Raw genomic sequence first — 26,463 nt, forward strand, 5'->3', positions numbered from 1 at the left:
CGTGAGCCGCATGGACATCAAACTCTCCACTTGTTTCATCGCCGTCGACGACCACGACAAGGCGCTCGGCTTCTACCGGGACATCCTCGGACTCGAGGTCCGCGACGACGTGGGCTTCGAGGGCATGCGCTGGGTGACCGTCGGGTCCCCCGCGCAGCCGGACGTCAGCATCGTCCTGGAGCCGCCGCTCGCCGACCCGAACGCCTCGGCCGACGACCGGCGAGCCATGGCCGAGCTGCTCGCCAAGGGCCTGCTGCGCGGCGTCCTCTTCCACACCGACGACTGCGACGCGACGTTCGAGCGCATCAGCTCGGGCGGCGGGGAGGTCCTGCAGGAGCCGGTCGACCAGCCCTACGGCGTGCGCGACTGCGCCTTCCGCGACCCGTCGGGCAACATGCTCCGCTTCACTCAGCCCCGAAAGAGCTGAATTCGAGCCCGCGTCCGCGTCCACGTCCGCGTCCGCTCGTCACGGCTCGCAGGAGTCGTCCAGATAGGACCGGGTGAGCGCGGCGGCGCGGGTGAACCAGTCGGCCAGTACGGCGACTTCGTCGGGGGTGTACTCGGCGAACAGCTCCGTGAGCCGTGCGCCGTACGGCCCGTACACGGCCTCCACCCGTTCCGCCGCGGCCGGTACGGCGACGATGCGCACCCGGCGCCGGTCGACGGGGTCGGGACGTCGGGTGACCAGGCCGCCGCGTTCCAGACGGTTCACGATGCCGGTGACGGCTCCGGTCGTGACGTGGGCGCGGCCGGCCAGGTCGCCGGCGGTGACCGGGGAGTCGCCGGCCGCCAGGACGTGGGTGAAGCAGAGAAGGTCCGTGATGTTCAGGCCCAGATTCCGGGCGAACTCCTGCTGACCGGCGATGCTCGCCGCGACCAGGTCGTCCATCGCGGCGAGTGCCTCCGCCCCGGACGCGGAGCGGTGCCTGCCCTCCATTGAATATCCCTTACTTCCTAAGATAAATTCCTCACTTGCTAAGGCATTCTAATCCGGCGCCGGCGGCACGGCCGCGGCATGTCCGCGATAGCGGGCACGAGGGGGCAGGCGTGAGTGAGCACGGGTACGACGAGGGCCACACCGTTGCCGGCTGGGCGGGCTGTGCCGTGGGGGTGGCCGCGGCGCTGGCTCTCGGCGCAGGGATCTGCGGCTGGACCCCGGGCTTCTGGGCGGGGCTCGTCCTCACGCCTGCGGCCCTGGTCACCACCTGGCTCCTCCACCTCGCCGGCTGGGGCAAGGCACCGGGCCCGCGCCCCGCGGCCGAACACCCTCTCACCGTCCGCGACACCGCTGCGGCCACGGGCCACCCGAACTGCCTCGCCTGCCGTTCGGCGGGGCGGTCCGGGCGAGCCGCCGGCGTCGGCCGAGCCTCATCGATCCCCTCGGCCCGGTCCGGGACAGCCTCCGGCCCGTCCGGGGCGCTCGTGGGGGAGTTCGAGGACCAGGACCGCCAGGGCCGGGCCCGGTAAGCGGCCCCGCCCCGGCGGGAATCCGCGGGCTCAGGCCCCCAGGTCCCTCGCCTGCGCCACCGCCGCGGCGAGGTCCCGGACCGGCTTGTTCTCCATGTCGTCCGCCAACTCCTGCGCACGTTCGGTGAGTTCACCGAACCCGGGCGCGCCGGGCAGCGGCTCTCGACGTGCCCCCGTCCCCTCGGGCCCGGCCGTACGGTCACTGCGTGAGGAGCCCTCGACGCCGGAGGAGCCGCCCGAAGAACCCTCGCCGGGGGACTTCGTCCGCAACGCGTCCGCGAAGTAGGCCGCCACCGCCGCGACCTGGAAGTTGCGGTCCGCGCCGTCCCACAGCGACTCGTCGAGCGCGCCGCTGCGGATGCTCTTCGACTCCTCGGACGCCTTGCGTGTCTTCGGATCGAGCCAACGGACCGTCGCCTTCGCCACTTCCCCGCCGGCGGCCGCCCCTTCCTTCAGCCGCACCGCGTACAGCGCCGTCACCGTATGGCCGGGCCCGACCTCGCCGCCGTCCACGCTGTCGTCACGGAAGTCGTCGTCGGCGACCCGCCGGTTGTCGTAGCCGATGAGCCGGAACTGCTCGACCGTCTTCCGGTCGAAGGCGACCTGCGCCTTCGCGTCGCGCGCCTTGAGGTCGATGTGCGCGGGCAGCTCGTCGCAGAACACCTTCCGCGCCTGCTCGATGTCGGACACGTAACTCGTGTGCCCGTCACCCTTGTTGGTGAGCCGCTCCATCAGCGCGTCGCCGTAGTCGCTGCCGACGCCGACGCCGAACAGGGTGATGCCGTGCTCGCGGCGGGCCGTGGCGATCTTCTCCAGGATGGCGTCGGCGTCGGTGTCACCGGTGTTGGCGAGGGCGTCGGAGAGCAGGACGACCCGGTTCGTCGCCCCCTTCTTCCGTCCCTCGACCGCCGCCGCGTACCCCTCCTGGATTCCCGCGTCGAGATTCGTGGAGGCCTGCGGCGACAGCGACTCGACCGCGTCGCGCACCCGCCCCCGGTTCTCGCCGAGCCGGGTCATCGGCAGGACCGTCTCCGACTCGTCGCTGAAGGTCACGATCGACACCGAGTCGTCGGGCCGCAGCTGGTCGGTCATGATGCCGAGCGACTTCTTGGCCAGATCGAGCCGGTCCGGCTCGCCCATCGACCCGGAGACGTCGATGACGAAGGTGAGCGCCGCGGGCGGTCGCTCGCTGCTCGGCTCCGGGGCCTCGGTGGCGAGACCGACCCGCATCAGCGACCAGTCCTCGCCTGCGGGTGCGCGCGCACCGTCCACGGACACCGAGAAGCCGTTGCCGTCCGGCCGTTCGTAGTCCTGCCGGAAGCTGTTCACGAACTCCTCGGGCCGTACGGTCGACGGCTGCGGCATCCGGCCGTTCTCCAAGGTGCGCCGGGCGTAGCCGTACGAGGCGGTGTCGACGTCCAGGGCGAAGGTGGAGAGGTAGTCCGGGGGCGGCGCGGCGCCGCGCTTCCCGTTCTCCTGGCCGTCCTGCTCCGACCCCTCCGGCTTCGCCGCGTCCGGAGCGGCCGGCGCCGGTGCGCCCTCCCGCGCGCCGCCGGCCGCGTTGTCCGGGGCCGCCTGGCCGCCGTCTCCGCCGCCCGTGCAGCCGGTCAGCAGGACGCCGCCGGCCAGCACAGCGGCCAGCAGTCCGGTGCGTACGCGCCGCCCGCGCAATCGTCGTTCGTCCCGCATCTGGTCCCCCTCGGTTCGCCGGTGCATGGCACTGTGACGAAGCAAGTGGCGGGTCGGAGCCGTCCTGGCGGTTTCGGAAGGATCTCGATTCGGCGACACCACCAGTTACGAAATCCGGCCACCACCGGTGCACCGTCCCGCACATCCGGGTTTCCGGAGACGATGCGCTCGCGCCGAGCGATCCTGTTGCGGACGCCGGGCATGATCTACGGGGCGTCGTACGGATGCGGGACGTCGTACCGGACAGGCGTTGGGCCAACTCCCCACGGGCGGGGCGGGGTTGGCTGGGCGCAGGACGTCGGGTAGGAACCGGGGAGTCGATGGACGAGGGGGCACGGTGGACGAGACGGGCGACGTGGAGCCGCTGCGGGCAGCCGATCCGGAACGGGTGGGGAACTTCGTCCTGCGCGGGCGCCTGGGCGCGGGAGGGATGGGTGAGGTGTTTCTGGGGCGCTCGCCCGGCGCCCGGTCGGCGGCGGTGAAGGTCGTACATCCGCATCTGGCGCGGCAGCCGGAGTTCCGGCGCCGGTTCCGTCGGGAAGCGGCTGCCGTACGGGCGGTCAGCGGGGCGTTCACCGCTCCCGTGCTCGGCGCGGGCCCGGACGACGAGTTGCCGTGGATCGCGACCGTGTACATCCCGGGGCCGGACCTGGCCAAGGCCGTGGCGCGGACCGGGCCGCTGCCGGAGGAATCCGTGTGGGTACTGGCGGCCGGTCTGGCCGAGGCCCTGGCGGCCATCCAGGGCGCGGGCCTGTTCCACCGCGACCTCAAGCCGGCGAACGTGCTGCTGGCCGCGGACGGCCCCCGCGTCATCGACTTCGGGATCGCCCAGGCGCTGGAGGGCACCGTGCTGACCGGCGAGGGCACCTCGATCGGCACGCCCGGTTTCATGTCTCCGGAACAGGTGGAGGGCGGCGAACTCGGCCCGTCCTCCGACGTGTTCGCCCTCGGGGCCGTACTCGCCTTCGCGGCGACCGGCCACGAGCCGTTCGGCCAGGGGCCGCCACTGGGCGTACTACACCGGGTCGTCTCCGGCGAACCGCGCCTCGACGGTCTGCACGGCCCGCTCCGCTCCCTGGTCACCGCCTGCCTGTCCAAGGATCGGGCCGAACGGCCCACGCCGGCCCAGGTGTTGGACCGGATCGCCGCCCACTGGAGCCCTGCCGACGACCTCCCCACCGCCTCGCCGTGGCACTCCGCCATGACGACCCTGATCCAGAGCTGGGCCACGACGCCCACCACTCCGTACACGACGCAGTCCACCGCCCCTCCCCCGCGGCCGCGTCCGGAGCCGGACCCCGAGCCGGCGGAGCCGTACCACGCCCGCATCGCCGCCGACACGGAACGGTCCCTGGGCGCCGACCACCCCGACACCCTCCAGGCCCACCACGTGCACGCCTGGCACCTGACGAACATCGGCAAGTACGCACAGGCGGCGCCCATATTCGCCCGAGTCGCGGCGAAGCGCGCCCGTGTGCTCGGCCCTGACCACGGCGAGACCTTCCGAGCCCGGGGCAACCACGCCTGGAGCCTCCAGAAGGACGGCGACCACACCGAAGCCGCCGACCTCTACGCCCAACTCGCAGCCGACGAAGCCCGCGTACTCGGTGCCGACCACGAAGAGACACTCCAGACCCACCACAGCCACGCCTGGAACCTGGCAAAAGCCGGCATCAACGCACAGGCCGCACACCTCTTCGCCCAGGTCGCCACGGACCGCGCCCGTGTACTCGGACCCGACCACCGCGAAACCCTCCGCGCCCGCTCCAACCACGCCTGGGCCCTCGGCAGGGACGGCGACCACACCGAAGCCGCCGGCCTCTACGCCCGACTCGCCACCGATCGGACCCGCATACTCGGCGCCGACCACCCCGACACGCTCGGCACACGACACAACCACGCCTGGAATCTCGGCCGCGCAGGCCGGCACACCGAGGCAGCCCACATCATGGCCCAGGTCGCGGCAGCCCAGTACCACACACTGGGCAGGGACCACGAGGACACCTTGTGGAGCCGCCACATGCACGCCTGGAACCTCGGCCAGGCAGGCCAACACACCGCTGCCACACATTTCATGGCCCAGGTCGTCGCCGACCGCACCCGCATACTCGGCGCCGACCATCCGGAAACACTGCGCTCACGCCGCAGCCACGCCTGGAACCTGGCACAGATCGAGACACGGAAGGTCTGAACCCGCCGGGAACCGCGGGGCACCGACCGACCGCACCGGACGCACGCATGCGTCCACAAGCCGCCCGGCTGCATCCAGGACGCAACAACCTGCCGACGCACCCCGCAGGCGATCTCACCCCATCAAGACACGATGTCCTTCCGCGCGAACGCCCGGAAGGCCAGCGCGAACAGCACCAGTGCATACGCCACCGAGACGGCCGTGCCCTGCAGCATCCCGCCCCACTCCGGCCGCGGCTGCAGCGCGTCCACCCAGGCGAACTGCCAGTGCGCGGGCAGTGCGTTGCGCCAGTCGCCGAGCGCGGTGACCGCGTCCAGGACGTTGCCGACGATGGTCAGGCCGACCGCTCCGCCGACGGCCCCGAGCGGGGCGTCCGTCTTCGTCGACAGCCAGAACGCCAGCCCGGCGGTGACCAGTTGGGAGGCGAAGACGTAGCCGACCACGACGGTGAGCCGCCACGCCGCGTCGCCCGCGGCCAGACCGCCGCCCGTGGGCAGCTCCAGCGGCCCCCAGCCGTACGCGGCCGTACCCACCGCCAGCGCCACCAGCGGAAGCAGCACCATGGCGGCCGCGCTGAAGGCGAGCGCGACGGCGAGTTTGCTCCACAGCAGGCGGGCTCGCGGCACGGGCGCCGCGAGCAGATAGCGCAGCGAGGACCAGCTCGCCTCCGAGGCCACGGTGTCCCCGCAGAACAGCGCGACCGGCACCACCAGCAGGAAGCCGGCGGAGACGAAGAGGCACGTCGCCGCGAAGTTCGCACCGGACTCGGTGGCCGTCTGCATCAGGGACGGACCGCGCTGCGGGTTCCCCTCCGGCGTACCACCGATGGCGAACGCGGCCACCAGGACGAACGGCAGCAGCGCGAGCACCAGACCCATCACCTGGGTGCGGCGCCGCTTCAGCTGGCGCACCGCCTCCACGCGCAGCGGCAGGGTGCGTCCCGGCCGGAAGCCGGGCGCGGACTCGGTGAGCGTGCTCACGCGGAGCCTCCGATCAGGGTCAGGAACGCGTCCTCGAGGCGCCGGTGCGGACCGACCCCGGTGACCGGCACTTCGAGACGGAGCAGTTCGGCGAGCAGCTCCGGCACCGAGGCGCCGTCGAGCCGGACGAGCAGTCCGCCCTCGGCTGCGACCGCGGAGCCCACTCCGGGCAGCGCGTCGACCTTGCCGACCAGTGCATCCTCCAGCGGGACCTCGGTGCCGACGAGCAGCGTCTCGCCGGCTCCGGTGATCTCGGCGACCGGCCCGGCCTGTACGAGGCGGCCGCGGTCCATCACCACGAGGTGGGTACAGGACTGCTCGACCTCGGCGAGGAGGTGGCTGGAGACGATCACGGTGCGGCCGCCCTCCGCGTACCGGATCATCACCTCGCGCATCTCGCGGATCTGCGGCGGGTCGAGGCCGTTGGTCGGCTCGTCGAGGATCAGCAGGTCCGGCAGTCCGAGCATGGCCTGCGCGATGGCGAGCCGCTGCCGCATGCCCTGCGAGTACGTGCGCACGGCGCGGGCCAGGGCGTCGCCGAGCCCGGCGATCTCGAGTGCCTCCTCGAGGTGCGCGTCCTCGGCGGGCCGGCCGGTGGCCTGCCAGTACAGCTCGAGGTTCTCCCGGCCCGCGAGATGCGGCAGGAAGCCGGCGCCCTCCACGAACGCGCCGACCCGGGACAGCACCGGTGCGCCAGGCCGGATCGCGTGCCCGAAGACCCGGATCTCGCCGCCGTCGGGCCGGATGAGGCCCATCAGCATGCGCAGGGTGGTGGTCTTGCCCGCGCCGTTCGGTCCGAGCAGGCCGAGGACCTGCCCCTTCTCCACCCGGAACGTCAGGTCGCTGACCGCGTACCGCTCGGTCTTCTTCGCGTACTTCTTGCTCAAGTCGGTGATCTGCAGGGGCACTTCGGCGAGCTCTTCGTCCGGCGGCGGGCTCGTGGTGCGGCGCCGCGCGGTGAACAGCAGTCCGCCGCCCACCAGGGCCGCGCCGAGCGGCGCTCCCCAGACCCAGGCGGGTACGGGTGTCGCCTCGGTGGTCACGCTCGGCGCGGTCGGCACGTGCAGGTCGCCGCGCGGAGTCACCTTGTACGTGGCGGGCTCGACGGGTGAGGCGTAGCCGAGGTCGGTGGCCGAGACGACGAAGCGCAGCCGGTGGCCGGCCCGCACCTCGTGGTCGATCGCGGGCAGTGTCAGCTCGACGTCCTTGCCCTGCTTGGCGTCCGCCACCCGCGTGGGGGTGACGAGCTGGCTGGGCAGCACCTGTTCCGTGCCGTTCGGCCCCACGTCGTAGACCTTGCCGAACAGGACGGCGTCGTCGCTGCTCGACTCGACGTGCACGGTCACCGAGGGCGATCCGGTGATCTGCAGGTCGCGGTCGAGCGGCTTCGAGTCGAAGGGGGCGTGCTGGCCGGGGAAGTCCATGGACAGGCCGCCGACGCCGAGCGCGCTGAGCTGGGTCATGCCGCCGGTGATGCCGGGTACTCCGGAGATGGAAGGCGGTCCGGCGCCCGCCGGGTTCTCGAACGTCTTCGTGCCGCGGCCGATCGCGATCGCGCGGTCGCCGCTGTCCAGGCCCGGGTACGCGGAGTCGGTGGCGCCGCGCAGCTGCGTCCTGCCATCGGTGGAGTCGACGCCTCCGGTGCGGCTGACGCGGAAGGCCGGGCCGGTGTCGGCGGACGTGTCCTTCTTCAGGTAGCGGTCGAACCAGTCGCCGACGCGTCCGGTGATCCGGTCCTGTTCGCCGTCGCCGCCGTCGTGACCGCCGGAGATCCAGTCGACGGCGACCGGTGCGCCGTTGTCCCCGATGGTCTTGGCCATGGTGTCGGCCTGGCCGAGCGGGAACAGCGAGTCGGTCTGGCCCTGCACGATCAGGCTGGGCACATCGATCTTGTCGCCGACCGCGGACGGGCTGCGCGCCTCGAGCAGCTCGCGGGCCTTCGCGTCCGGCTTCCCGGCGACCGCGACGCGCTCGTACATCTCACACAGTTGCTTCTCGAACTTCTTGCAGCCGCCGCCGGCGGAGAAGAACGTCCCCGCCCACAGCTTCTTGAACACCCCGTCCGGGAACAGCGCGTCCGCGAGATTCCAGTACGTGATCTGCGGGGCGATCGCGTCGACCCGCTTGTCGTGACCGGCGGCCAGCAGCGCCACGGCACCGCCGTAGGACGCTCCGCTCATGCCGACCCGGGGGTCGCCCGCCTTGTCGAGCTGCACCTCGGGGCGCTCGGCCAGCCAGTCGATGAGCCGGGAGGCGTCGGCGACCTCGGCCTTCGGGTCGTTGAGCCCGATCCGTCCGGTCGATGCGCCGAATCCGCGGGCGGACCAGGTCAGCACCGCGTATCCCTCGCGGGCCAGCTGCTCGGCCTGCCCGCGCACATCGTTCTTGCTGCCGCCGAAACCGTGGCCGAGAAGGACCGCGGGCCGCTTCTCGTCGGCCGGCCCGGAGGTGAAGTACGAGGTGTCGATACGTACCCCGTCGTGCCGCATCACCTGGTCGGCGCGCCGCACCTCGGGCTCACCGCCGGTGGCGACGGCTGTCCAGGTGCCGGCGCCGACAAGCACGAGAAGGGCGGCCACCACTGCGAGCAGCCGCCGTCCGCGCAGCCACGCCGGTGGCCGGGGCAATCGGAGATCCATGCGCTCCACCGTACGGGTGCGCGAGTGCCTTCAACGCCGCCACCGGGCGGAACCCTCCCACCTCCCTCAGGCGTATATGGCACGCGCCGCATACCGCGCCCGTGGTACGAACACGCCATGAATCCTGGGAGTGAAACGGATCACGACATCCGCCGGGCCACCGACGTCGAAACGGTCCTCCTGGCCCCGGAGCTCTTCGACCACACCCCGACCCCGGAGGCCACCCGCCGTTTCCTGGCCGCACCGGGCCACCACATGTTCTTCGCGTACGCGGCCGACGCCCCGGCCGGCATTCCCGTCGGCTTCATCACCGGAATCGAGATGCTGCACCCCGACAAGGGCGTCGAGATGTGCCTCTACGAACTCGGCGTGGCCGAGGACTACCGCCGCCGCGGCATCGCCACAGCCCTCATCCACACCCTCCACACCCTCGCCCGCGACCTCGACTGCTACGACATGTGGGTCGCCGTCGACACGGACAACGACCCTGCACTGGGGGCGTACCGCGGCACGGGGGCTACGGACGACGGGGGGTGTGCGGTGCTGACCTGGGAGTTGGGTGACGGGGTGGAGTAGTTCCGCGGCGGGCGTGACTGGTGCATACGAAGGTCATCTTCGTGAACGGCGGCCGGAGTGAACTCGGCCCCGCCCCGGCGCGGGTCGGCACCGAGTTCGTACGAGCACGCCGCGACCAGCGAGCCGGGCGTCCTGACGGAGGTACCTCCGCGGAACGTCACCGCCTGAGCCGGTGACGTTCCGCAGCATCTGCGCGAAGTCAGGCGCGACCATGCGCGGTTGGCGCTGCGAGCGCTTCCCACTGATCTCTTACGTCGGCATTGCGCCACGACTCGGCCTGTTGCACCCGGTCCAGATCGCGGAAGAAACGCAGCGCCGCTTCCTTGAGCGTCGAGACGGTCGAAGTGAGCTCGGCTTCGGCCTTCTTTTCCCCGCACCGGATCATCAGGCGGGAACCTTCACGACGGAACGCCAGCTCCAAAGGCTGGTCCGGGAACAGCGTGAACGCTTCACCCGAATCCACAACCTCATGCAACATGCGCGCGATATAGGCCCAGAGCTGGTCGACCAGGTCCCAATCCTCGGCCCCCATCACCTCCCTTCCACCCATGACGATGCGGATGTACCCCTCGACGTAGTCCGGGTCACCAGGAGGCCGATCCATGTCTCCGGAGGACACGTACTCGCCCCCTGGAACCCTCACGAAACTCTCAACTGACACGTCGCTGATCATCGCTCTACGTCCAGTCCCCGTCATGACCTGCCCCGGCATGGAATTCTTCGCGTTACAGCGACTTACACTTCGACGGACCTCGCCGCGATTGTCGCCATTCTGAGAGGTCCTTGACGACAGGCCCAACTACGTTCGTCGCGCCGCAAGCATACGCGAGCCAACATTCTTCACACGGGAACGCCGACTCACCAATCGAAGTCGAGTCCCACCACTGCCGCCTCGACTTCATCAGGCCCGAATCCCGCCCGCAGGAACAATTCACGGGACCCCAGAGCAGAAACAATTGGCTGCACCAGCGCATGCCACTGTTTAACAATTCGAGACGGGATACCCGCCGTAACCTCTGACCTTGAAGCGCCCGCACCATCCGCTTCGCCTGCCAAGACTCGAAGCCCGGCAGGAGCCTCCGCCTCATCGCCGCCCAGCTGGATACACACTCGCGAAGCATCGGCCACATGGGCATCGACATTGCGGAGTGCGTCAATCAGTTTCTGCAGTTCGGCCGCCGTGAACCCAATCTCCATGGGTCGGGACTCCTGGAGATTGACCGTTTGATGCGTGACCTGGAAGATCACTTCAAACTGGTCGACGCCGAGAGTGATGGAACGAGCCGGTGACTCAGCCACTCGATCGCCCCTGCCTCATCGGAAGGCATTATCGAAGCAGGTCGTTGAGGCCTTGGATCGCCGCGCGCCACGCCCCCCGCCCTACGCCGCAACGGCCACCTGAGCCTTCCACTGACGTTGCAGTCCGCAACTTCCGTCAGACACCTCAGGCGCCCCGCCGGGACGCGCCACCGGGACACATGCATTGCTATCGCGCGTGGGTCGGATGGCTTGACCCGCTCACTCTGCACTCAATTCGACTCGCCTTCGAACCTTGTAGCCATCGAACGAACTCTGCAGCCCTCGAAATCCTTCCAGATCTCAAGTACGTCACCTGGAGTCAGCAGAACTACTCCACAGGTGCTTCAGCGGACAGCTCCTGGGGCGGTCTATTCCTTCGACTTGGCCTGCAAACGCCGGACCTCCTGCTCGTCGCCCCATCCGCGCCCCACGCAGGCAGTGGCCAACTCGCCTCCCACGCGTTTCAACGACTCACGCAACTCGCCCAAGTCGACAGCCTCCTGTCGCTCGACGCCATCGATTCTGACTGAGAGGTGCAATGCACCATCGCCGCGACCGGCCAGGTCGATCCAGAACGGACCGTCGAAGAACCTCACCCTTGCCTGTTTATCCGAAGCCCCATCGAGCGATTCAACCGCGTCCAGTAGTTCAACGAGGAGTGCCACCGCCATGTCATTCCAGTGAGATTCCGGGTAGGCGTATCCAGACATGTCGACCCAAATGTCTCCCCAGATGGCACCCGACCTGGCCCGATCGAGCGAGTGCACGTCGCAGTACACCTCGAAACCCAACAATCTCACTTCCAAACCGGATAGGCGGTTTCAATCATGCGGGTCTTCTTGTTGACCCACATCTCGACGTCGAGCCCATTCGCCTTCCCTCGAAGGAAGACGCGATTCCCTTGCGATCTTCCTGCTATTGAGGACGACTTGTAGGCCTGGCGAATGGTCGACTTGATCCTCTTCGTGGACATACCGTCCGGAAATTTGGTCTTGATGCCGCTCTGCCTGTACGTCCGACCTGCTGCGGTATGCCGGTCGAGGACATGATCTATATCTATGTCCACTTTCCGCCACCCCGGGAGGTTGGCTGGCTTGGTGCAATTCTGATTGTGCACCAGGACCGTCGTCCTGCCCGCCAGCACATAGTACGTATGGATACCGGCGACGGTGAGGTCGTGGGTGGTCTGACGCTTTGTGTAGCGGGACAGAGAGGTGACGGCGCGGGATGTGCCCTCGGCGGTGCGGAGGCGGTCGCCCGTGGTGATGTCGCCTGCGTCCGCCCAGCGATTCTCGGACGGGAGCCAGAAGGGGTGGGTGTCTGTCGCAGTGAGGGTTTCGTTGCCTGGACCAGCGCCGGAGCCACCGACCATGAGGCGGGTGAAGTGTTTGTCTTCGTGGGTGGTGATGGTGCCGGTGACCGGGCGGGCTGCCGTGGTATCCGTCGCCGGGTCCGTGGCCAGGACCTTGTCGCCGACATCGACGGTCTCGATGGGGACGCGGCGGCCGTCGGCCAGGAGGACTGAAGTGCCGGGCAGGAAGGAGTGTTTGGGCTTGCAGGCCTTTGCCGCCGCCTTCTTCAGGGCCGCCTCGGCCTTGGCGACGCGCTTCTTGTTCTTGATCAGGCCCTTGATGCCGGAGTAGAGGTCGCCGCCGTGCTTCTTGAGGGTTTTGATCAGGTCGGCGGCTTCGTCCCATTTCCAGGGGACGCCGTACTTCTTGGCGAGTTTGCCGACCGCTCCGCCCACGAGGGACGACAGGACGTTCAGTACCGTCTCCGTGCAGGCCGAGGATTCGCCCTTGGTGATGCAGTCGAAGGCGTCCTTGATGCCCAGTTCCTCGGACAGAATGCGGGCCAGTTCACCGGCGGCGTGCTTCGCCTTCGCGTTGTCGGACTTGTACGCCTTCTGCGCTGCCGCCAACTCCCGCTGCGCAGCCGCGTATTCCTCGTCCTCCTTCGACGCCGCCTGCTTCGCCCCGTCGCCCTGCTTGTTGCTGTTGCCGGGGTTCGTCCCGTCGGTGACCGGGGAGTCCTTGCCGCCGGCCTGCGCGCCGCCGGCGTCCGCGCAGTCGCCGCCGACGATGCGGCACACCTGCGTGGACACCTTCTCCGCGACCGTGTCGCCGAGCGACAGGCCCATCACGGACACGACGATCGCCGTCACGAGCACCAGAACGCCCGCGTACTCGACCATGCTCGCGCCGCGATCGAGGTGCGCGACTCCGAACTGCCGCGCTATCCGGTGCCCCCAAGTTTCCCGCCGCCGGCGGCCGTTCATGCGCCGCCGCCTGCGACCGCGCATGGCCGTCGCGCTCTTGGAATGGCCGTGCATCACGTCCCCCTCCCCGCGCCGCAACGGCTACTTGAGCTTGGCCACCTGAGCCTCGACCGCCTCGCCCGGGACCTTCGCGGGAGCGCCCGGCTCCAGTCCCATCGCGTAGAAGACCGCGACGGTCTGGCCCTTGCGGACGACATGGAAGTCGAGCGGGACGGACATCCCGCCGAGGTCGCCGGCCAGTTCGTACGAGAAGGCCTCATCGCCCGCATCCGGGGCCGGCGCCTCGATCAACTCGGCCTTCTTGTAGACCTTCGCGCCGGACGGCGTGGTCGTGTCGAAGCCCTTCGCGCACGCCTCGACGGACTGCTTGAGGGTGTCGACGTAGGACGCGCCCGCCTTCTCCCCGTAGGAGAGCAGGAAGGTGAAGACGGCCGGGGCGCGGTCCTTGGGCTCCGCCTCGGTGGAGTTCAGCTGGCGCATCACCTTCGCGGCCGGTTCCGGAGTGGTGGGCGACCCGCCGAGCAGATCCGCCAGCGGTGCGCAGGCCGGCTTCTTCGCCTTCTCCTCACCCATCCCCTCCATGTCGGAGGCACTGGGCTTCTTCACCGTGTAACCGGCCGCCTTCACGTCGGCCGACGTGGCCGCCGCCTTCTCCAGGTCCGCCGTGGAGGGGTGGGGGCCGGTGACCTTCGTTGCGTCCTCGCCCGGCTCCGTTGCATCGGGCGACGCTTCAGGCGCTCCGTCGCCCGCGGCCTCCTTCTCCTTCTCCGTCCCCTTCTCCTGCTGGCCCTGCTCACTCGCCGCCGGAGCATCCGCCTTCGCGTCCTCGTCACCCGAACCGCCACAGGCCACGGCCCCACCGCCCAGCGCCAGAACGACCACCGAGGCGACGAGCCCACGCCGTACCGCCGTGACCAACACCCACACCACTCCCAAAGTTCAGCAGTAAACCAAAATGCCTTGCGTACGCGAACATCAAGCGGCCGAAATGAGACAGGACATTACAAACTCGGGCACATCTCGCCTATTTGATAATTGCTTTCGCGAATCATTCCACGCGGCCATCAACTCTGCACCGTCGAATCAGACCCAAATCGGGCTTCCGGTACGTGAGTTGCATCACATAGTCCGTGGTGCGGTGGACGGCTCTATGGGCATGAGCGGCTGCGGGTGAGGTGTCGGGCGGGGGCATGGACGAGACCGACGCCGGCGCAGAGCGCGGTCAGGCACCGACACGCGAAAGTGCCCCCGCACCGAACTGGCACGGAGGCACTTGCACTGCCCGTCAAGCGTGGCGCGCTACGCCAGGAGCTCGCCCACAACTACGGCTTGAGCGCCGCGACGAAGGCGGTCCACGCCGAAGCGGAGAAGGCAAGGACGTCGCCGCCCTCGACGGCGGTCTTGGAGTCGCGGACACGGAGCGCGTCAGCGGCAGGGAAGTGACCAGAAACCTCTAGGCAGTTGCCACCGTCGCCGCTGCTGTGACTCGATTTCCACCAGCGGTCGGAGACCTCCAGGCAGTTGCCGCCGCTGCCGTCGCTGTAGCTCGACTTCCGCCAGTTCTCAGGGGTGTTGATGCTCATGGCGGTAATCCTCCGCGATGGACTGAATCAAGGCCAGGGAGTGGCGCGGAGACGATGCGACGGACCACAACCGAGCGTAGGTCCGCTCGAAGGCAGCGACAGTCGCTGGATCATCCTCAAGTCGCCCTTGCCCAGGGCCTTCGAAGTAGACGAAGGCCGGGTCGTCGGCAAAGTACATGAGCTTTAGGGAGCCGCCCATGGCGCTGTGCGCACCTTCCCCGAAGGGGATCACCTGAGCTGTGATGCGGTGAGCCTCGATCAGGGCGACGAGATGACCGAGCGCGTCCATCATGGCTCCGGCGCCCCCGACCTTTCGCCGTAGCGCCGCCTCGTCCAGAACGACATCCAACAACGGGGTCGTTGGATCCGTAAGCAGATGCGCCCGGTCCAGCCGAGCCGCCACCAGGCCGTCGATCACGGCCGCTGGGCCCGTAGGCCGATAGGCGCGGAAGACGGCTCGCGCGTACGCCTCCGTCTGAACGAGTCCGGGGATCAACAGGCCCGAATAGTCACGGATTTCGGTGGCCCTCGCCTCCGCATCTGCCGCTTCAGCGAAATGGTCCGGGTGCTGCGACCTGACGGACACCTTCCCGTTGCGAGCGAAGAAGCCACGCGTACCGAGAATCTCGTCGAGTCGGACAGCGACGTCCGGCTGAATGCGACGGGTCCCTGCTTCGAGCTGACCGATGAAGGAACCGCTGACAAAGAGCGGCTCCCCCAACGCATCCTGGGACAGGCCCGCTCGCTCGCGCGCATGACGCAGTTCCGCTCCGAGCATCGCGCGCGGCGACGCAGAAGGGTCGAGGTCCTTGGGTGCGGGCACGGCAACTCCTCGTCCAACAACTCACGTTGTAGACACAACGCCTCTGGCGAGCGTAGCCCGACCCTCACCACGCTAGGTGACGAACAGCAACACTCAGCGAGCGAAGGGCACGCCCGTGAACAGGACATCGGCGACTCAGCCGACCGTGGTGACCGAATGGTCCGGCGACTACCCGCCGCGAGGCGCTTCCGTGGGCAAGGCCCGCGCCCGTACCCGGCTGCTGCTGACGGTCTGGCGCTGGTCGGGTGACGTGGAGGACGCCGTGCTGGTCGTGTCGGAACTCGTCACCAACGCCGTGCGGCACGCCGCCCGCCCCGGACGCGTTCTGGTCCTGCGCCTTGCCGTACTCGAGAACGGCACCCTGCTCGTGGACGTCTCCGACCCAGTGCCCGGCCTCGGCCCAACAGGCACGGCGACCTCGGAGTGCGGCCGCGGTCTGAGCATCGTGCGCGCGCTGTGCACCCGCGTCGAGTGGTTCCTGCGCCCGCACACCGGCAAAACGGTCCGTGCGCAGATGCCCGGCCAAGTCACGGCTGCCAGTCAGGAACCGGTGCCGCAGCCGAGTGCCGCGCCACCCAAGTAAGCGCGTTAGATGCCCAGTTGGCTTCGCGTATCGCACGGCCCGCACGGCCCGCACAGTCAGCCGTACGACCCTCGCGCACGAGGCCACCGCGACACGTGGGCCGCCATCGACACGGACACCGACCCTGGACCCGGACCCGCACTGGCGGCACACCCTGGCGCGATCGCCACCCACGACGGCGAACTCGCCTTACACCGGGAGGAGTTGGGCGGGAACCCGGGCCGAACGTCAGCGATCCGCCCCGGAGCCGGTTGCCGCTACTCCCCTACCCCTCCGAACGTCGGCACAGCACCCCCCAGCACGGGCCGATGCCGGCAAGTGCGGCTATGGAGGCTTGCGGAATGCCCAAGGGACCGAGGGAATGCCGACAGGGCCCGCAACCGCCGGCAGCGCCTGCCCCCTGCCCGCGCCGCGCCCCAGCACCGCCGCGCCCCAGCACCGCCGCGGCGACGGTCGGGACACCGGCCACGTTCCCGGCGGTGGCACGCCCGCCGGCGGGTCCCGTCGCCACGAATGACGCCTGCAGGCCGCACCGGCACTGACCTGTACTCCGGCAGCGTTCCGGGGTGGCCGTGCCCCTCAGGAGTGCCCCAGGTCGTCGGCGCTGCGGCCGTAGCGGGCGAGCATCGTGGTGACCGCCTCCTCGACGGCGTGGCCGACGTCGGCCGGCGCGGGGCTCCAGTCGGCGAGCAGCATCCGCGGCCACAGGACGTAGTTGGCGATCATTCCGAGGAACTGGTTGGTGGCGCTCTCCGCGTCGGGTACCACCGCAGTGTCCGCGGCGTGCTCGGCCTCCAGGTAGTGCTGGACGGAGATGAAGTAGGGCAGCTTGCCCAGCTCGAACTGAGCCCGTCCCAGTTCCGGGAAGCGCGGCAGTTCGGCGATGACGATGCGGAAGAGGGCCGCCATCGCGGGGCGGCCGACCAGGTCCGCGTACTGGCGGCCGGTCGCGCTCAGACCGGCGCGCAGGTCACCGGGCTGCGCCGCGGGCGCCGCCGGGTCCGGCCCGCCCTTCCAGTACTCGGTGACGATGGCCTCGAAGAGCGCTGCCTTGGTGGGGAACTGTTTGAACAGCGTGGACTTCGAGACGGCCGCCTCCTGCGCGATCTTCGCCAGCGAGGTCCCGTCGTAGCCCCGTTCCAGGAACAGCTTCGTGGCCGCGGCGGTGATCGCCTCGCGCTTGCGCTGAGCGAGACGTCGATGGTGCGCGGAGAGTCCTGCGGTCATGGGCCCAGTATGCCTCCATCACGAGGCGAGTCACTTGACTCGCCATTGCGTGGATGTTTACGTGGAAAGGGAGGCGAGTCACTCGACTCGCATCTGCCCGGCGGGAACACGGGAGCACCACCGCCGGCGTCGTTCCGCTCCCGCAGGAAGAAGCACTCATGGAGTCAGGCAAGATCGCATTGGTGACCGGCGGCAATCGCGGACTTGGCCGGGCCACGGCCCAGTCGCTGGCCGGGCACGGGCTGCGCGTCATCGTCACCCACCGCGGCGACGCGCAGGAGGACGAGGAGACGGTCACGAGCATTCAGGACGCCGGCGCCACGGCCGCCGCACTGCGCCTCGACATCAGCGACGTGGCCTCCTTTCCCGCCTTCGCCTCCCACCTGGCCGCGCAGCTGGAGCGCTGGGACGCGACCCGGCTGGACGTCCTCGTCAACAATGCCGGGATCGGGCTGTTCGGACCGCTGGAAGCGGTCACGTTCGACGACTACGACGCGGTGATGGACACCAACGTGCGCGGCACGTTCTTCCTCATCCAGGCGCTTGCGCCCGTGCTGGCCGACGGGGGTCGGATCATCAACGTCTCGTCCTCCCTCAGCCGCCACACCAGCGCCGGCACCTCGGTGTACTCGGCCTCCAAAGCGGCGGTCGAGGTCCTCAGCCGGACCCTGGCCGTGGAGCTGGGGGCGCGCAAGATCCGCGTCAACGCCATCGCACCGGGGCCGACCGCCACGGACTTCAACGGCGGCGCCATGCGGGACGACGCGCAGATGCGCGAGGGCTTGGGCGCGCAGACCGCGCTCGGCCGCGTCGGCGAACCGCAGGAGATCGCCGACGCCATCGCCGCGCTCGCCTCCGAGGACCTGCGATGGGTCACCGCCCAGCGCCTCGAAGTATCCGGCGGCGCCCTGTTGTAGCCACCCCGGCCCACACCGTGTGCCGCAACGAGGTCGAGCGGGCGCAGCCGGGTCTACGACGCGTGACCACTCGCTGCCAAGTCGCCGCCGCGCGGCGGTGAAGGGTGGGGCGGAGTCTTCGCGGCGCGGCGGGCCTCGGCCGCGTAGTGCCTGATTGCTTCGGGGCGCACGGGCATAGGTGGCTGCGGCGGCTGGTCGCCGCGGCAGGCGGCGCATTCGCCGCCGCTGAGTGCCTCCGGGCTGCCGGGGGCGCGGCAGGTGACGCACTCGAGCATGCGTACGGCGGGCGGTCGCGGCGGGAGGGCGGGTGGCAGCTTTTCCGTCAGGCGGATCTCGGTCACGCGGCGGGGAGAGTGGACTTCCGGCGGGAGGCCTGAGGTGAGGACGTGCATGATGCGGTCCCGGGTCGCGCCACGCCGCAGCCAGTCCTCGACCAGCGGGGCGAGGGCCGTGCAGTCGGCTGCCGAAAGGCTCAACCGCACGTCCACCAGGCCGACTTCGGCGAGCAGGGAGTAGGCCTCACTCGGCGGCGGTGTCACCGACGGGGTCCGGTGGTCGACGGCGGTACGGGGCTCCGGGCCGGAGGGAGTACGGGGTTCCGCCGTCTCTCCGTACGCATCCTCGGCGCCCCGAGGAGCCGGAGACCAGGCCCCCATGTCCTGCCCCTCGACGTACGCACCCCACCAGTCGTCACCGCGCGCCACCCGCGAGAAGTGCGTCCGGGTCACCCACTGGCTCGCCCCGTCCGCAGCCACCCGCTCGCGGATGCGCCGCAGGTGGCCGGTCCGCGCCAGCTCACGCAGCGCGGTGCCGATCGCGGCCTGGCCGCGCGGGAGTTGGGCGGCGAGGCCCTTGATGGAGATGTCGGCGCCGTCGGGCAGCCGGTCGACGTAGGCCGCGACGGCGGCAGCGACCGGGGACAACGCCTCGAAGTCGGTTCTACGCCGTGGGCCCTGACCTGGCACGGACTGCTTCCCGAAGCCGGATGCGGCCATGGGGTGGGCGGTGGAGGGCGCGGCAAAGATAAGCTTGGCAACAGCCATGGGATCGTTTTCCTGTACATGTCGATCTTCGTGGTCAGACCCCCGGAGGTGTTGGTAGCACCTGGCGGGGGTCGTTTCTTGTGGCGAACGCTACACACACTTCCCGCGCCGCCGCGACCTGATCACGAAATGTCACATCTCTTGCGCAGCAAGGCAGTTGAACCCGTGACAATGCCGCGGATCGGTCTCGATCAGCCGAGGTCGACCTGGAGGGAGGGCGGGAAAAACCTCCCACCCTTTCCACTCAAAACACCGCTCGACACCTGGGTCGAGAGCTCCGAGACCCGGGCGGCGGCACGTCCGATTCATTCAAGAAGTCGATCCGGCGACTCCCTACCATCGCCGACATGACCAGCACAGACACAGCATCACGCCACCTCAGCGTCGCTATCGACCGCGGTGTCGACGACGTCTACGCCTATGCGTCGAACCCAGCCAACCTGCCCGCTTGGGCCAGCGGCCTGGGAACCTCCATCGAGCGGATCGACCATCAGTGGGTCGCAGAATCCGCCGCCATGGGACGGGTCGTGGTGACCTTCGCTCCGAGCAACGAGCTGGGTGTACTCGACCACGACGTCACGCTCCCCTCCGGGGAGACCGTCTACAACCCGGTCCGCGTCATCGCCGACGGCGCGGGGAGCGAAGTGGTTTTCACCCTTCGCCGTCAGCCGCAGATGCGCGACGCCGACTTCGAGCGCGACGCCGCCACAGTCGCCGCCGATCTGCACCGACTCAAGGAACTGATGGAGTCCGCCTAGTCCGGCTAGTTCGCCTGCCAGGTGGAGCGGCGCCGAGTAGCCACCGATGCGAAGGCCCAGTTCGGCGACCTGCCCAACATCACCGTTCACGTCATCTGACGTACGGCCGGGCGGACTTGGGGTCGAGCCGGAGCCCCCAACGTGAGACCTGGTGAAGATCAAACGCCGGGGGCTCCACGACCTGAAGCACGGGCCGGTTAAGGCTCAGGGCACCGGCTGAAGGCAGGTCACGTGCGCTCTGACCGTGTGGGCCGTATCGCCCTCATTGATCACGCTGAATTCGACAGCTCGGTCGGTCACGTTCTTGGCGGTCCAGGTAATGGCCTGATCGCCGCCCGATCCTTCGATGTACCGGCCGACCAGCTGTGAACCGACAGGACACTCAGCGTTCAGCACCAGGCGAGTTCCGGGCTGGGCAGGGCCGTCTTCTCCGGCGACGTCGACTGAGCGCACAGTGGCGGCGTCACCCTTGGCTCCCGGGGCGCCATCCTTACCGGGCTCGCCTTTGGCCCCGTCCTTGCCGTCAGCTCCCGGGGCGCCATCCTTACCCGGCTCGCCTTTGGCCCCGTCCTTGCCGTCAGCTCCCGGGGCGCCATCCTTACCCGGCTCGCCTTTGGCCCCGTCCTTGCCGTCAGCTCCCGGGGCGCCGGGGTTCCCCTTATCTCCCTTGACGCCCGGGGCTCCCTTGTCACCCTTGTCGCCCTTGGGTCCCGGAGGCCCGGGAGGGCCGACCTTGCCGTGGTCCTCGTCCCCGCACGTCGGCACCGGCGCGAGGTTCTTGGTGTACCGGGCGCTGAGCCAGCCCTTGCCGCTGCTCAGCTTGTACCAGACGGCGTTTCCGGCGACGTTCTGACCCTTCGCTTTGCAGTCGACCGCGACCCGCGCACCGCTACGGAATGAACCGGTGGCCGCAGACGCGGTAGTCGGCTGGGCACGGGACTTCTGCCCGATCTTCGCGACAACTTGGGCCGGCACAGCGGCCGCTGACGCCGCTTCCACAACCGTGGCTGACGTCGCCGTCAGGCCGGCGAGCAGAACAATTGCGGCTCTGGTTCGTGTATGGATCATGGTCAGCACATTAGAAGAGATGCCTGTTATACGACTGTTCGACACGAATGGGTACGTCGATCGGCCCAACAGATGCGCGGCTGGCGTTCGTCAAAAGTCTCAGCTTCCTCGAATGGGAAGGGCCCCCGACCGCGAACGATCGGGGGCCCTTCCCGGAGCACACGTCAGGCGTCACGCCAGACGCATCAGTGAGAGGTCGGGAAGCCCAGGTCCACGCCCGTCGGGGAGTCCGACGGGTCCGGCCAGCGGGTCGTGACGACCTTGCCGCGGGTGTAGAAGTGCGTGCCGTCGTTGCCGTAGATGTGGTGGTCGCCGAAGAGGGAGTCCTTCCAGCCACCAAAGCTGTGGTAGCCGACGGGGACCGGGATCGGGACGTTGACGCCGACCATGCCGGCCTCGACCTCCAGTTGGAAGCGGCGCGCGGCGCCGCCGTCCCGCGTGAAGATCGCAGTGCCGTTGCCGTACGGCGAGGCGTTGATGAGGGCCAGGCCCTCCTCGTAGGTGTCCACGCGCAGCACGCTGAGCACCGGACCGAAGATCTCGTCCTGGTAGGCCTTCGCGCTGGTGGGCACGTGGTCGAGGAGCGAGAGGCCGATCCAGTGGCCCTTCTCGTGGCCCGCGACGGTGTAGCCGGTGCCGTCGAGGACGACCTCGCAGCCCTCGGCGGCGGCGCCGTCGACGTAGGAGGCGACCTTGTCGCGGTGGGCGGCGGTGATGAGCGGGCCCATCTCGGAGGACGGGTCGTCGCCCGGGCCGATCTTGATCTTCTCGGCGCGGTCCTTGATCTTGGCGACGAGTTCGTCGCCGACCGCGCCGACGGCGACCACCGCGGAGATCGCCATGCAGCGTTCACCGGCCGAGCCGTAGGCAGCGGAGACGGCGGCGTCGGCGGCTGCGTCCAGGTCGGCGTCGGGCAGGACGAGCATGTGGTTCTTGGCGCCGCCGAGGGCCTGGACGCGCTTGCCGTTCGCGGAGGCGGTGGTGTGGATGTAGCGGGCGATCGGGGTGGAGCCGACGAACGAGACGGCGGCCACGTCCGGGTGCTCGAGGAGGCGGTCGACGGCGACCTTGTCACCGTGCACGACGTTGAAGACGCCGTCCGGGAGGCCTGCCTCGGCGAGGAGTTCGGCAAGCTTGAGGGAGGCCGACGGGTCCTTCTCGGAGGGCTTGAGCACGAAGGTGTTGCCGCAGGCGATGGCGATCGGGAACATCCACATCGGCACCATGGCCGGGAAGTTGAACGGCGTGATGCCGGCCACCACTCCGACCGGCTGCCGGATCGACGACACGTCGACGCGGGAGGCCACCTCGGTGGACAGCTCGCCCTTGAGCTGGACGGTGATGCCGCAGGCCAGGTCGACGATCTCCAGACCGCGCGCGACCTCGCCGAGGGCGTCGGAGTGGACCTTGCCGTGCTCGGCGGTGATCAGCGCGGCGATGGCGTCCCGGTTGGCGTCGAGCAGGGCGCGGAACTTGAACAGGATCGACGTGCGCTTCGACAGCGACGAGGTGCCCCAGTCGGCATACGCCTCCTTGGCTGCGGCGACCGCCGCGTCGACCTCCTCGACCGAGGCGAAGTCGACCCGCGTCGTGACCTCGCCGGTCGCCGGGTCGGTGACCGGGCCCTGGTTTCCCGAGGCACCCTCGACGGACTTGCCGCCGATCCAGTGGTTGACGTTCTTCGTCATGCCGGTCATGTCGAAAGCTCCTTCAGCGATGGCGGCAGCTCCCTCAGAGATGGCGGCGTCGGGCCGCCACGTGCCGTTCGTACTCCTCCCGGGCCGAGGTCGCGGACGGGCGGGTCGCGGTCTCGGCCACGGGCACATCCCACCACGCTTCGCCGGACGGCACCCCCGACACTGTGTCTGCCGTTTCCGTCTCCACATAGACACATGTGGGCACGTCCGAAGCCTGTGCCTCACGCAGCGCCTTGTCGAGACCGCGCACGGTGTCGGCGGTGAGGACGCGCATACCGAGCGAGGCGGCGTTCGCGGCGAGGTCGACGGGCAGCGGATCGCCGGTGTACGTCCGGTCCGCGGCGCGGTAGCGGTAGGCGGTGCCGAAGCGTTCGGCGCCGACGGTCTCGGAGAGGCCGCCGATGGATGCGTAGCCGTGGTTCTGCAGGATCACGAGCTTGATCGGGAGGCCTTCCTGCACGGCCGTGACGAGTTCGGTGGGCAGCATCAGGTACGTGCCGTCGCCGACGACCGGCCACACCCGCCGCTCGGGGGCGGCCAGTTGGACGCCGATCGCCGCGGGGATCTCGTAGCCCATGCAGGAGTAGCCGTACTCGACGTGGTACTGCCGCGGGTCGCGGGCGCGCCACAGTGCGTGCAGGTCGCCGGGGAGCGATCCCGCCGCGTTGATCAGTACGTCGTCGGCGGTGAACAGGGCGTCCAGGGCACCGACGACCTGGGCCTGGGTCGGCCGGGCGTGCTCGTCGGGGGCGGTGAAGGCGCGGGTGACGCGCCGCTCCCAGTCGGCCTTGGCGCGGCGGTACTCCTGCTCGTAGGCCTCGGACACGCGGTGGCCCGGCGTCCGTTCGCCGTCCACCGCGTGCTCGCGCAGCTCGCCGTGCAGGTGCTGCAGTCCGGCCCGCGCGTCGCCGGTCAACGAGGTGGCGGCGCCCATCTTGTGGCTGTCGAAGCCGGTGATGTTGAGGTTGACGAAGCGGACTTCGGGGTTCTGGAAGAGGGTGCCGGAAGCGGTGGTGAAGTCCGAGTAGCGGGTGCCGATGCCGAGGATCAGGTCGGCGGTGCGGGCGAGGTGGTTGGCGGTCGCGGTGCCGGTGGAGCCGATTCCGCCGACGTCGGCGGGGTGGTCGTGGTCGAGGCTGCCCTTGCCGGCCTGGGTGGAGGCGACGGGCATGGCTGTCGAGTCGACGAGGGTGCGCAGGGCTTCTTCGGCGGCGCTGTGGTGCACGCCGCCGCCGGCGATGATCAGCGGCCTCTCGGCGGACCGGATCAGCGCCAACGCCTCGTGCACGTCCTGGCGTTCGGGCTCCGGGCGCGGCACCCGCCACACCCGTTCGGCGAAGAACTCCTCCGGCCAGTCGTACGCCTCCGCCTGGACGTCCTGCGGCAGCGCGAGCGTGACCGCACCGGTCTCGGCCGGGTCGGCGAGCACCCGCATCGCGGCGAGCGCTGCCGGGATCAGGGCCTCGGGGCGGGTGATCCGGTCGAAGTAGCGCGAGACGGGGCGCAGGCAGTCGTTGACCGACACATCGCCCGCGTAGGGGACTTCGAGCTGCTGGAGCACGGGGTCGGCGGGCCGGGCGGCGAAGGTGTCTCCGGGCAGCAGCAGGACCGGGAGCCGGTTGATGGTGGCGAGGGCGGCGCCGGTGACGAGGTTGGTCGCGCCGGGGCCGATGGAGGTGGTGACGGCGTGCGCGGAGAGCCGGCCGGACTGGCGGGCGTAGCCGACGGCGGCGTGCACCATGGCCTGCTCGTTGCGGCCCTGGTGGTACGGCATCTCGTCGCCGTACTCGAGGAGGGCCTGGCCGATGCCGGCGACGTTCCCGTGGCCGAAGATGCCCCAGGTGGCGCCGATCAGCCGCTGTCGGGTGCCGTCGCGTTCGGTGAACTGGCGGGTCAGGAAGGCGAGCAGGGCCTGCGCGGTGGTGAGCCGGCGGGTGGTCATCGGTATCCCTCCGCGTGATCCGGGTGGAAGCGGATCTTCCACTCCCGTTCGTCGCCCGGCCCGGCCATCACGTTCAGGTAGTACATCCGGTGGCCGGGCTGCGCGATCGACGGTCCGTGCCAGCCGTCCGGCACCAACACCGTGTCCCCGGTGCGGACTTCGGCGAGTACATCCGTACCGCCGGGACGCGAGGGCGACACCCGCTGGTAACCGAAACCGCCCGCACCCTCGATCTCGAAGTAGTAGATCTCCTCGAGTTCGCTCTCCTCGCCGGGCAGGTGCTCGTCGTGCTTGTGCGGCGGGTACGAGGACCAGTTACCGCCGGGGGTGATCACCTCCACGGCGATCAGCCGGTCGCACTCGAAGGCGTCGGCGGCGGCGAATCCGCGCACCTCCCGCGCGCTGTTCCCGCTGCCGCGTTGCTCGAGCGGTACCTCCGGCGCGGGGCCGTAGCGGGCGGGGAGTCGACGCTCGCACTTCGCTCCTGCCAGGGCGAAGCGGCCTCCCGCACCGGAGGCGATCTGCACATGGGTGTCGCGCGGTACGCGGACGAAGTCGCTCGCCCCGCCGAACACGTCCTCGCGGCCCATGAGTTCGAAGAACTCGCCGTTCGCGTGCACCGTACATCCGCCGGACAGCGGCAGCACGATCCACTCGCAGTCGCCGGTGTCGACGGAGAGCGAGCCGCCCGGCGGCAGTTCGGCGATCCGCAGCGCGCTGTGCGCGAGCCCGGCCTTCCCCGCCCCGTCGCTGCCCGCGTCGATCCGCAGGGCGTACGGCCCCTCAGCCGTCGAGCCCGCCGGTACGTACATCACGCCTCCCCGACCAGGGCGACCGCGGTGTCCACGGCCGCCGTCACATCGTCATCCGCCGGATACAACAACGACCGTCCCACCACGAGTCCCTGAACGGTCGGAAGGCGCAGCGCGCCCCGCCATTTCTCGTACGCCGCGTCCTGCTCGGCGAGTGTCCTGCCGGTGTCGCCGCCGAGCAGCACGACGGGCAGGGTCGAGGTCTCCAGGGCCCGCGCCGTACCGTCCGCGTCATCGGTGACCGGCACCTTCAGCCAGGTGTACGCCGAAGTACCGGCCAGGCCCGAGGCGACGGCGATGGAAGTGGTGACCGCTTCGGGACTGAGGTCGTTGCCGAGCCGGCCGTCGGTCCGGCGGGACAGGAACGGCTCGACGAACACCGGAAGGCCCCGCTGCGCCATCGCGTCGATCACACGGGCGCCGGTTTCGAGCGTGTCGAGCGAGCCGGGGTCGGAGTAGTCGATGCGCAGCAGTAGCTTGCCCGCGTCGAGGCCGAGGCGTTCGAGGTCCTCCGGCCGGTAGCCGGTGAACCGGTCGTCGAGTTCGAAGGCCGAACCGGCGAGCCCGCCACGGTTCATGGAGCCCATCACCACCTTGCCGTCCAGGGCGCCGAGCAGCAGCAGGTCCTCGACGATGTCGGCGGTGGCGAGGACCCCGTCCACGCCCGGGCGGCCGAGCGCGAGGCACAGGCGCTCGAGGAGGTCGAGCCGGTTGGCCATCGCCAGGCGGCGGCCACCGGCGGAGAGCGCGCCGCGCGCCGGATGGTCCGCGGCGACGATCATCAGCCGGCCGCCGGGGCCGACCAGTGGTCTGCGCTTGCGGCGGGCGGCCGCCTCGGCGAAGGCCTCCGGATGCCTGGCCCGCACCCGGGCCAGTTCGCCGGGGCTGATG

At 69.8% G+C, this 26,463-nt stretch carries 25 protein-coding genes; 7 read left to right on the plus strand and 18 right to left on the minus strand.

Annotated elements, in window-relative coordinates:
* The first annotated feature begins 10 nt into the window (after nucleotides 1-10).
* Nucleotides 11-427, plus strand: a complete 417-nt coding sequence (locus DSC45_RS06150) for a VOC family protein (RefSeq protein ID WP_119288401.1) — start codon at nucleotides 11-13, stop codon at nucleotides 425-427.
* A 39-nt stretch (nucleotides 428-466) separates the two neighbouring features.
* On the opposite strand, the gene DSC45_RS06155 is transcribed toward DSC45_RS06150, so the two are convergent.
* Nucleotides 467-937: a MarR family winged helix-turn-helix transcriptional regulator gene (locus tag DSC45_RS06155; protein WP_119287894.1), complete on the minus strand. Its 471-nt coding sequence runs from the start codon at nucleotides 935-937 to the stop codon at nucleotides 467-469.
* A gap of 110 nt (nucleotides 938-1,047) precedes the next feature.
* On the opposite strand from DSC45_RS06155, the gene DSC45_RS06160 reads away from it, so the two are divergent.
* On the plus strand, nucleotides 1,048-1,467 hold the full coding sequence (locus DSC45_RS06160) for a hypothetical protein (RefSeq protein WP_205571257.1): 420 nt from the start codon (nucleotides 1,048-1,050) through the stop codon (nucleotides 1,465-1,467).
* 30 nt (nucleotides 1,468-1,497) lie between these two features.
* Here DSC45_RS06160 and DSC45_RS06165 read toward each other — a convergent pair whose 3' ends face one another.
* Nucleotides 1,498-3,156: a vWA domain-containing protein gene (locus tag DSC45_RS06165; RefSeq protein WP_119288403.1), complete on the minus strand. Its 1,659-nt coding sequence runs from the start codon at nucleotides 3,154-3,156 to the stop codon at nucleotides 1,498-1,500.
* Between the two features lie 355 nt (nucleotides 3,157-3,511).
* On the opposite strand from DSC45_RS06165, the gene DSC45_RS06170 reads away from it, so the two are divergent.
* Nucleotides 3,512-5,347, plus strand: a complete 1,836-nt coding sequence (locus DSC45_RS06170; protein WP_119288405.1) for a serine/threonine-protein kinase — start codon at nucleotides 3,512-3,514, stop codon at nucleotides 5,345-5,347.
* A 122-nt stretch (nucleotides 5,348-5,469) separates the two neighbouring features.
* Here the strand turns inward: DSC45_RS06170 and DSC45_RS06175 are convergent, their stop codons facing one another.
* Together DSC45_RS06175 and DSC45_RS06180 are read right to left on the minus strand one after the other, a co-directional pair.
* Complete coding sequence (locus tag DSC45_RS06175) at nucleotides 5,470-6,327, minus strand: ABC transporter permease (RefSeq protein ID WP_119287896.1); 858 nt, start codon at nucleotides 6,325-6,327, stop codon at nucleotides 5,470-5,472.
* On the minus strand, nucleotides 6,324-8,966 hold the full coding sequence (locus DSC45_RS06180; protein WP_119287897.1) for an alpha/beta fold hydrolase: 2,643 nt from the start codon (nucleotides 8,964-8,966) through the stop codon (nucleotides 6,324-6,326). Before DSC45_RS06180 ends, DSC45_RS06175 begins: the two co-directional genes overlap by 4 nt.
* Before the next feature lie 117 nt (nucleotides 8,967-9,083).
* On the opposite strand from DSC45_RS06180, the gene DSC45_RS06185 reads away from it, so the two are divergent.
* A complete protein-coding gene (locus tag DSC45_RS06185; protein ID WP_119287898.1) occupies nucleotides 9,084-9,542 on the plus strand; it encodes a GNAT family N-acetyltransferase in 459 nt (152 codons plus the stop codon).
* Nucleotides 9,543-9,741: 199 nt separating this feature from the next.
* On the opposite strand, the gene DSC45_RS06190 is transcribed toward DSC45_RS06185, so the two are convergent.
* From DSC45_RS06190 to DSC45_RS06215, 7 genes are all read right to left on the minus strand, one after another.
* Complete coding sequence (locus tag DSC45_RS06190; RefSeq protein WP_119287899.1) at nucleotides 9,742-10,215, minus strand: hypothetical protein; 474 nt, start codon at nucleotides 10,213-10,215, stop codon at nucleotides 9,742-9,744.
* A gap of 185 nt (nucleotides 10,216-10,400) precedes the next feature.
* Nucleotides 10,401-10,841 (minus strand): hypothetical protein, encoded by a 441-nt coding sequence (locus DSC45_RS35660; protein ID WP_162929151.1) that lies wholly within the window; start codon nucleotides 10,839-10,841, stop codon nucleotides 10,401-10,403.
* Nucleotides 10,842-11,209: 368 nt separating this feature from the next.
* Nucleotides 11,210-11,608 (minus strand): hypothetical protein, encoded by a 399-nt coding sequence (locus DSC45_RS06195; RefSeq protein WP_162929152.1) that lies wholly within the window; start codon nucleotides 11,606-11,608, stop codon nucleotides 11,210-11,212.
* A gap of 29 nt (nucleotides 11,609-11,637) precedes the next feature.
* Entirely contained in the window at nucleotides 11,638-13,119 is a 1,482-nt protein-coding gene (locus tag DSC45_RS06200) for a polymorphic toxin-type HINT domain-containing protein (protein WP_162929153.1), read from the minus strand.
* Between the two features lie 81 nt (nucleotides 13,120-13,200).
* Nucleotides 13,201-14,040: a hypothetical protein gene (locus DSC45_RS06205; protein WP_162929154.1), complete on the minus strand. Its 840-nt coding sequence runs from the start codon at nucleotides 14,038-14,040 to the stop codon at nucleotides 13,201-13,203.
* 401 nt (nucleotides 14,041-14,441) lie between these two features.
* Nucleotides 14,442-14,702: a DUF397 domain-containing protein gene (locus tag DSC45_RS06210; protein WP_119287903.1), complete on the minus strand. Its 261-nt coding sequence runs from the start codon at nucleotides 14,700-14,702 to the stop codon at nucleotides 14,442-14,444.
* Nucleotides 14,683-15,525 carry a helix-turn-helix domain-containing protein gene (locus DSC45_RS06215; RefSeq protein WP_119287904.1) on the minus strand — a complete coding sequence of 281 codons (843 nt, stop codon included), beginning with the start codon at nucleotides 15,523-15,525 and terminating at the stop codon, nucleotides 14,683-14,685. Before DSC45_RS06215 ends, DSC45_RS06210 begins: the two co-directional genes overlap by 20 nt.
* Before the next feature lie 115 nt (nucleotides 15,526-15,640).
* On the opposite strand from DSC45_RS06215, the gene DSC45_RS06220 reads away from it, so the two are divergent.
* Nucleotides 15,641-16,108, plus strand: coding sequence for an ATP-binding protein (locus DSC45_RS06220; protein ID WP_119287905.1), 468 nt, complete (start codon nucleotides 15,641-15,643; stop codon nucleotides 16,106-16,108).
* A 579-nt stretch (nucleotides 16,109-16,687) separates the two neighbouring features.
* On the opposite strand, the gene DSC45_RS06225 is transcribed toward DSC45_RS06220, so the two are convergent.
* Entirely contained in the window at nucleotides 16,688-17,335 is a 648-nt protein-coding gene (locus tag DSC45_RS06225) for a TetR/AcrR family transcriptional regulator (protein WP_119287906.1), read from the minus strand.
* Nucleotides 17,336-17,493: 158 nt separating this feature from the next.
* Here DSC45_RS06225 and DSC45_RS06230 point away from each other — a divergent pair, with 158 nt between their 5' ends.
* On the plus strand, nucleotides 17,494-18,252 hold the full coding sequence (locus DSC45_RS06230; protein WP_119287908.1) for an SDR family NAD(P)-dependent oxidoreductase: 759 nt from the start codon (nucleotides 17,494-17,496) through the stop codon (nucleotides 18,250-18,252).
* A gap of 53 nt (nucleotides 18,253-18,305) precedes the next feature.
* On the opposite strand, the gene DSC45_RS06235 is transcribed toward DSC45_RS06230, so the two are convergent.
* Entirely contained in the window at nucleotides 18,306-19,295 is a 990-nt protein-coding gene (locus tag DSC45_RS06235) for a hypothetical protein (RefSeq protein WP_205571258.1), read from the minus strand.
* Between the two features lie 347 nt (nucleotides 19,296-19,642).
* Between DSC45_RS06235 and DSC45_RS06240 the strand changes: the two genes are divergently transcribed.
* Nucleotides 19,643-20,053 carry an SRPBCC family protein gene (locus DSC45_RS06240; RefSeq protein ID WP_119287914.1) on the plus strand — a complete coding sequence of 137 codons (411 nt, stop codon included), beginning with the start codon at nucleotides 19,643-19,645 and terminating at the stop codon, nucleotides 20,051-20,053.
* Between the two features lie 204 nt (nucleotides 20,054-20,257).
* On the opposite strand, the gene DSC45_RS06245 is transcribed toward DSC45_RS06240, so the two are convergent.
* The 5 genes from DSC45_RS06245 to DSC45_RS06265 all read right to left on the minus strand — a co-directional run bounded on the left by DSC45_RS06245 (nucleotide 20,258) and on the right by DSC45_RS06265 (nucleotide 26,462).
* The gene (locus DSC45_RS06245; RefSeq protein ID WP_162929155.1) at nucleotides 20,258-21,121 is read right to left on the minus strand and encodes a collagen-like protein; all 864 of its coding nucleotides are present in this window, start codon (nucleotides 21,119-21,121) and stop codon (nucleotides 20,258-20,260) included.
* Nucleotides 21,122-21,306: 185 nt separating this feature from the next.
* Nucleotides 21,307-22,809 carry a CoA-acylating methylmalonate-semialdehyde dehydrogenase gene (gene mmsA, locus DSC45_RS06250; protein ID WP_119288407.1) on the minus strand — a complete coding sequence of 501 codons (1,503 nt, stop codon included), beginning with the start codon at nucleotides 22,807-22,809 and terminating at the stop codon, nucleotides 21,307-21,309.
* Nucleotides 22,810-22,852: 43 nt separating this feature from the next.
* On the minus strand, nucleotides 22,853-24,760 hold the full coding sequence (iolD, locus tag DSC45_RS06255; RefSeq protein ID WP_119287917.1) for a 3D-(3,5/4)-trihydroxycyclohexane-1,2-dione acylhydrolase (decyclizing): 1,908 nt from the start codon (nucleotides 24,758-24,760) through the stop codon (nucleotides 22,853-22,855).
* Complete coding sequence (gene iolB / locus DSC45_RS06260) at nucleotides 24,757-25,572, minus strand: 5-deoxy-glucuronate isomerase (RefSeq protein ID WP_119287918.1); 816 nt, start codon at nucleotides 25,570-25,572, stop codon at nucleotides 24,757-24,759. The genes iolD and iolB overlap by 4 nt, the downstream gene beginning before the upstream one ends.
* Nucleotides 25,572-26,462, minus strand: coding sequence for a Cgl0159 family (beta/alpha)8-fold protein (locus DSC45_RS06265; RefSeq protein WP_119288409.1), 891 nt, complete (start codon nucleotides 26,460-26,462; stop codon nucleotides 25,572-25,574). Before DSC45_RS06265 ends, iolB begins: the two co-directional genes overlap by 1 nt.
* Nucleotide 26,463 lies beyond the last annotated feature (1 nt).

Source organism: Streptomyces sp. YIM 130001 (assembly GCF_003574445.1).
Lineage (GTDB): Bacteria > Actinomycetota > Actinomycetes > Streptomycetales > Streptomycetaceae > Streptomyces.

Excerpts from the sequence above, each read along its gene's own strand:
- DSC45_RS06150 (WP_119288401.1), top strand. The coding sequence starts at position 11 with ATGGACATCAAACTCTCCACTTGTTTCATCGCCGTCGACGACCACGAC.
- DSC45_RS06155 (WP_119287894.1), bottom strand. The coding sequence starts at position 937 with ATGGAGGGCAGGCACCGCTCCGCGTCCGGGGCGGAGGCACTCGCCGCG.
- DSC45_RS06165 (WP_119288403.1), bottom strand. The coding sequence starts at position 3,156 with ATGCGGGACGAACGACGATTGCGCGGGCGGCGCGTACGCACCGGACTG.
- DSC45_RS06180 (WP_119287897.1), bottom strand. The coding sequence starts at position 8,966 with ATGGATCTCCGATTGCCCCGGCCACCGGCGTGGCTGCGCGGACGGCGG.
- DSC45_RS06185 (WP_119287898.1), top strand. The coding sequence starts at position 9,084 with ATGAATCCTGGGAGTGAAACGGATCACGACATCCGCCGGGCCACCGAC.
- DSC45_RS06190 (WP_119287899.1), bottom strand. The coding sequence starts at position 10,215 with ATGATCAGCGACGTGTCAGTTGAGAGTTTCGTGAGGGTTCCAGGGGGC.
- DSC45_RS06200 (WP_162929153.1), bottom strand. The coding sequence starts at position 13,119 with ATGAACGGCCGCCGGCGGCGGGAAACTTGGGGGCACCGGATAGCGCGG.
- DSC45_RS06210 (WP_119287903.1), bottom strand. The coding sequence starts at position 14,702 with ATGAGCATCAACACCCCTGAGAACTGGCGGAAGTCGAGCTACAGCGAC.
- DSC45_RS06225 (WP_119287906.1), bottom strand. The coding sequence starts at position 17,335 with ATGACCGCAGGACTCTCCGCGCACCATCGACGTCTCGCTCAGCGCAAG.
- DSC45_RS06230 (WP_119287908.1), top strand. The coding sequence starts at position 17,494 with ATGGAGTCAGGCAAGATCGCATTGGTGACCGGCGGCAATCGCGGACTT.
- DSC45_RS06235 (WP_205571258.1), bottom strand. The coding sequence starts at position 19,295 with ATGGCTGTTGCCAAGCTTATCTTTGCCGCGCCCTCCACCGCCCACCCC.
- DSC45_RS06240 (WP_119287914.1), top strand. The coding sequence starts at position 19,643 with ATGACCAGCACAGACACAGCATCACGCCACCTCAGCGTCGCTATCGAC.
- DSC45_RS06245 (WP_162929155.1), bottom strand. The coding sequence starts at position 21,121 with ATGATCCATACACGAACCAGAGCCGCAATTGTTCTGCTCGCCGGCCTG.
- mmsA (WP_119288407.1), bottom strand. The coding sequence starts at position 22,809 with ATGACGAAGAACGTCAACCACTGGATCGGCGGCAAGTCCGTCGAGGGT.
- iolD (WP_119287917.1), bottom strand. The coding sequence starts at position 24,760 with ATGACCACCCGCCGGCTCACCACCGCGCAGGCCCTGCTCGCCTTCCTG.
- iolB (WP_119287918.1), bottom strand. The coding sequence starts at position 25,572 with ATGTACGTACCGGCGGGCTCGACGGCTGAGGGGCCGTACGCCCTGCGG.